Source organism: Nocardia sp. NPDC004722 (genome assembly GCF_053601505.1).
In genome coordinates this window covers 1-4,653 of record NZ_JBSGBY010000639.1, presented here as the reverse complement: position 1 = coordinate 4,653, position 4,653 = coordinate 1, and the positions used below count along the sequence as shown (strand labels likewise).

The window sequence follows — 4,653 nt, the reverse complement described above, 5'->3', positions numbered from 1 at the left end:
CGCGAGATCCACGCCGACCTGCTCGAGCACTCCGAAGGCGAGTAAAACCGCGGTGACCCGAGTCGTCGTCGGAGTCGGCGGCGGTATCGCCGCCTGCAGGAAGTGCTCGGGACCGTGGATCCAGGCCGCGCGGCCGGTGCGCACCACCAGGCCCACGGCGTTGGTGCCGACCCGGCGCTCACTGAGGTCGTTGCCCTCGCGCAGGCCCGCGTCCGCGGCGGCGTGCACACGGTCGGCATTGCCGTGCACCGACAGCACCCGGCCGAACTGGTCGGCCACGACCACGATCAGGCCGGTGCTGGTGGCATCGCGCAGTAATAGCTTGTCCACCAACGGCATGACCGCCGCGATCGGATGCGCGTCGCGATAACGCTCGAGGTCGGTGCCGCGCAGGCCACGACCGTCGCCGTCATCCATGGGATCCACTCCGCCGCGCAAGCTGCGCAGCCAGGATTCCAGTACCATCGGCCGCAGCAAACCTGGCAGCTGCCCCAGCTGATCGCCGCCCACACTGAGGTATCCATGTGCCTGGGCGGCATACGTTTCGAGCGCCCCGAGTTGACTCCCCGGTTCGGCGCCATGGTGGGACTGCCCTCCACCTGCGAGATTGCTGACCATTTGCCTTTCTTTCCGCCCCAAAGAGTACCGGCGCACCTGAGACCCCAAGGCGGAAGCCGGACGTTTGTCCGGCAGGTCACACACCGACAACGACCACCGGAAATGTGAGCCACGCAGCATTTTGTTAAATGGAACGTGTTCAGTTGCTGGTCGATGTGCGGACGGTGTACGTCGAATCCCTTGTGGCGGCTACGATTTCACGTGAACGCCGTTCACCGGACTAGTTCGGCGGCAGGGTCGGCTTGAGCGCCGCCGCACTGCGAATCCGCGCCGCGCCCCACCACAGACCCGCGCCGTAGGCCACATCGTCGAGGCGTTTGCACAAGACATAGCGGGCCGGATCCAGGCTGCCCGGCTCACGATGGGTGAACCAGTCGGCCAGCCCCTCCGCCATCGCCAGGGTGATCGCGATATGCCGGACCCGCCGCGAGCACAGCATGCCCAGCAGTGTCACCGGCCAATAGTGACGGCACATGGCCGAGGCCAGCCGCCAGACCCCGCCGGTGAAACCGCGCGTCATATAGATGGCGGCCACGCGGGTCGGATTGTCGAGTCCGGCGAAGACCCGGCGTAATCGGATCAGCGTGGCGGCCAAGGTCATCACGCCGCCGAACACACCCCACCCCGACATGGTGCTCAACAGCAGCGCCGAGACCGCCGACCAGATCGGCAGCGACAGCGGCGAGGCCAGCCCCGGATGCCGCTGGGCCAGCGGGGCCACTCCGGTCCCATGGGTGACCTTGTGCACGAACCAGTTTCGCAGCGACACCGGATTGCTGTGCGCCACCCGGGCGGCGGGCTCGTAGCGCAGCCGATGCCCCGCCCGATCCAGCCGCCAGCACAGATCGACATCCCCGCCCGCGGCCATGGACTCGTCGAAACCGCCCTCGGCCAGCAGCGCCAGGCGACGCACCAGCACCGCCGAACTCGGCACGTACGGCACCGGGCCGTGCGCGTGCACCGCCGACTCGCGGCGACCGCGATGCACCGAACCCCGGGTGTGCTCGTAGCGGGCCAGCAACGTGGAATCCGGGTCCATGGCCAGGATGCGCGGGGCCACCAGCGCCACCTTCGGGTCGCTGAAATGACCCAGCATGACCTCCAGCCAGCCGGTGCGGGGCACCACGTCGGGGTCCAGGAACGCCACGAATTCGGTTGCCGCGGCCTTCAATCCGTAATTGCGGGCGGCGGCCACACCGTGCTGCCGATCGCGGCGCAGCACGGTGATGCGGCAGCGGTTGCCGCGCTGCTCCGGAATCCGCACCGGCTGGTCCGACCCGTCGTCCACCACGATCACCGTGTGCCCGCGCAGCGCCGAGAGCAGCCGCGACAGCTCCGGAGTGTGGTTGTGCACCGGCACGATCACGGTGACGTCCTCCAGCGACGGCAGCAACCGCGGGCGCGGATTGGCCACACCGGAATCGAGCAGACGTCTGGCAACCCGAGCCGACGCGGGGTCGGTCACCTCGAGGTAGCCGTCACCGATCAAGGCCGCAGCTTCCGGAGCGAGCCGTAGCAACCTCGTCGGCGTGCCGCCGACCAGGAGCCGTCCACCGGAATAAGTGCGCACCTTGGGATCGATTCGCACCCCGAAACCATCGGGAAGGCGATCATGGCGCATTCCCGAATGCTAAGTCAGGCAACCGGTAGCAATGATGATTGCCACGCGGGACAGATGATCGGATTCGATCTCGCGCACACATCGGGACCGTAGCTCGACTGGTCTTGTCGTGTGCGCTCTAGACTGCCGGGAGGAAAATCGGCAGTTGAACTGGTAGGGGACGGAAATCCGTGCCCGGTGGTCGAGGCGGTATGGGAGTCGGGCGCATGCAGACAGGCGGGGGCGGTAACACCCTCTCGGAATCCGAGATCGTCGAGGCCGCCCTTCGGGTGGTCCGGCAGGACGGTGTGGAGAAGCTGTCCATGCGACGGCTCTCCCGCGAACTCGGAGTTTCGCCGATGGCTCCCTATTACTACGTCGCCGACAAGCGCGAGCTACTCGATCTGGTCGCCACGGCGGCCCTGACCGGGGTGCGCAAGCCGCCCCCCGAATTCGGTACGTGGCAAATGCGTTTGCGCGATCTGATCGACCAGATCGACGAGAAATTGCGCAAGCACCCCGGTCTCGGCGATGTTCTCATCGAGCAGATGCTGGGCAAACAGCTCGATCTCATCGCCGCCGTCATGGAAATCCTCTTCGACGCCGGATTCGACGAGCGCAATGTGCTCTCCGCCTACGCCACCATCCACACCTATCTGTTCGGCCGTTCCAAGGTGAACCCGCGTGACCGCAACGCGCTGCTGGATCGGGTACTGCCGGAAGCGGTGGAGCGCGCCACCAAACACCTGGCGGATCTGCGCGGCAGGTACTCCTACGACTTCTCGATGGACGTGCTGATCGCGGGGCTGGAAGCTCAGCTTGTCCGGCAGCGAGACAGCCAAGTATAGTGAAACTAGAACACGTTCTAGTTTCGGTTCGAGAGGACACTATGACCACCGTCGACGTTCCACAGAGCTCGCGCTCGGCCGTGCTGCGGGTCTCCGCGGTCATCAACGAGACGGCCGACTCCTGCTCACTGGTCTTCGACGTGCCCGAGGACCAGCGTGAGCGCTTCGACTACCAGCCGGGCCAGTTCCTGACCCTGCGCATCCCCAGCGACCTCACCGGCTCCGTCGCCCGCTGCTACTCGCTGGCCAGCTCACCGCACACCGACGACAAGCCGAAGGTGACGATCAAGCGCACCGTCGACGGGTACGCGTCGAACTGGGTGTGCGACAACGTGAAAGCGGGCGACTCGCTCGAGGTGCTGCCGCCGTCGGGTGTGTTCACGCCCAAGAACCTCGACGAGGACCTGCTGCTGTTCGCGGCCGGCAGCGGCATCACCCCGGTGATGTCCATCCTCAAGTCGGCGCTCGCGCGCGGCAACGGTCGCATCGTCGTGGTGTACGCCAACCGCGATCACGAGGCCGTCATCTTCGCCCGCGAGCTGCGCGAACTCGCCGACAAGCACCCGCAGCGGCTGGCCGTCATCCACTGGCTCGAGCACCTGCAGGGCCTGCCGACCTCCGAGGCGCTGGCCACGCTGGTCTCGCCGTACACCGCCTACGAGGCGTTCATGTGCGGGCCCAAGCCGTTCATGGATCGCGTGCACGACGCCCTCGGCCAGCTCGGCATGCCGCGCAACCGGACGCACGCCGAGGTCTTCAACTCGCTCTCGGGCGACCCGTTCGCCGAGGTCGCGCCGACCGAGATCACCGCGGAGGAAGCCGCCGACGCCGCCAGCGTCGAGGTCGAATTGGACGGCGAGACGCATGAATTGACGTGGCCGCGCAGCCAGACGCTGGTCGACATCATGCTCTCCAAGGGCATCGACGTGCCCTACTCCTGCCTGGAGGGCGAGTGCGGGTCGTGCGCCTGCACCGTGCTCGAGGGCGAGGTGGAGATGGACAACGCCGAGATCCTGGATCCGGAGGACATCGCCAACGGGTACATCCTCGGCTGCCAGGCCCGGCCGGTGACGGATCGCCTGAAGATCCAGTTCTGATCTGAAAAATGTTCGGCCGCCGCGTGATTCACGCGGCGGCCTTACTATTTTCCGGGCTCAGTAGGCCGAAAACACGTTGTCGATCGAGCCGTAGCGGTGGGCCGCGTAGTTGCAGGCCGCCGCGATGTTCGCGACCGGGTCGTAGATGTCCCACGAGGTGCCGTCGACGTGGTACGCCTGGAAGGTCGGGTCGATGACCTGCAGCAGACCCTTGGACGGGATGCCCGCGGCGGCGTTCGAGTCGTAGAGGTTGATGGCCTGCGGGTTGCCGCCGGACTCGCGCTGGATATTGCGGAAGATGCCGTCGTAGCTGCCCGGGATGCCGTGCTGGTTCATCACGTACAGGGCGTTCTGGATCCAGCCGTTGAGGTCGTTGGCGAAGACCGGGGGCAGCAGCTGATTGAACGGCGCGGGCAGGCCCTCGACGAAGGAGCGGACCTGGTCCTGCTGCGGGGCGGGCAGGCCGTCATTGGCCTGGACGGCCTGCTGC

The 4,653-nt window shown here is 66.7% G+C and carries 4 protein-coding genes and 1 pseudogene; 2 read left to right on the top strand and 3 right to left on the bottom strand.

Going from position 1 to position 4,653, the window contains the following annotated elements:
* Nucleotides 1-618: pseudogene (locus ACWELQ_RS38680) on the bottom strand (GAF domain-containing protein); the annotation flags it as partial.
* A 220-nt stretch (nt 619-838) separates the two neighbouring features.
* Nucleotides 839-2,239: a mycofactocin biosynthesis glycosyltransferase MftF gene (gene mftF, locus ACWELQ_RS38675; protein ID WP_452401970.1), complete on the bottom strand. Its 1,401-nt coding sequence runs from the start codon at nt 2,237-2,239 to the stop codon at nt 839-841.
* A gap of 206 nt (nt 2,240-2,445) precedes the next feature.
* Between mftF and mftR2 the strand changes: the two genes are divergently transcribed.
* Nucleotides 2,446-3,066 carry a mycofactocin system transcriptional regulator MftR2 gene (gene mftR2 / locus ACWELQ_RS38670; protein ID WP_452401969.1) on the top strand — a complete coding sequence of 207 codons (621 nt, stop codon included), beginning with the start codon at nt 2,446-2,448 and terminating at the stop codon, nt 3,064-3,066.
* 41 nt (nt 3,067-3,107) lie between these two features.
* Complete coding sequence (locus ACWELQ_RS38665) at nt 3,108-4,163, top strand: 2Fe-2S iron-sulfur cluster-binding protein (protein ID WP_452401968.1); 1,056 nt, start codon at nt 3,108-3,110, stop codon at nt 4,161-4,163.
* Nucleotides 4,164-4,220: 57 nt separating this feature from the next.
* Here the strand turns inward: ACWELQ_RS38665 and ACWELQ_RS38660 are convergent.
* Nucleotides 4,221-4,653 (bottom strand): transglycosylase SLT domain-containing protein (locus ACWELQ_RS38660; protein WP_452401967.1); only part of this gene is annotated, 433 nt, incomplete at its 5' end.

Excerpts from the sequence above, each read along its gene's own strand:
- ACWELQ_RS38665 (WP_452401968.1), top strand. The coding sequence starts at position 3,108 with ATGACCACCGTCGACGTTCCACAGAGCTCGCGCTCGGCCGTGCTGCGG.
- mftF (WP_452401970.1), bottom strand. The coding sequence starts at position 2,239 with ATGCGCCATGATCGCCTTCCCGATGGTTTCGGGGTGCGAATCGATCCC.
- mftR2 (WP_452401969.1), top strand. The coding sequence starts at position 2,446 with ATGCAGACAGGCGGGGGCGGTAACACCCTCTCGGAATCCGAGATCGTC.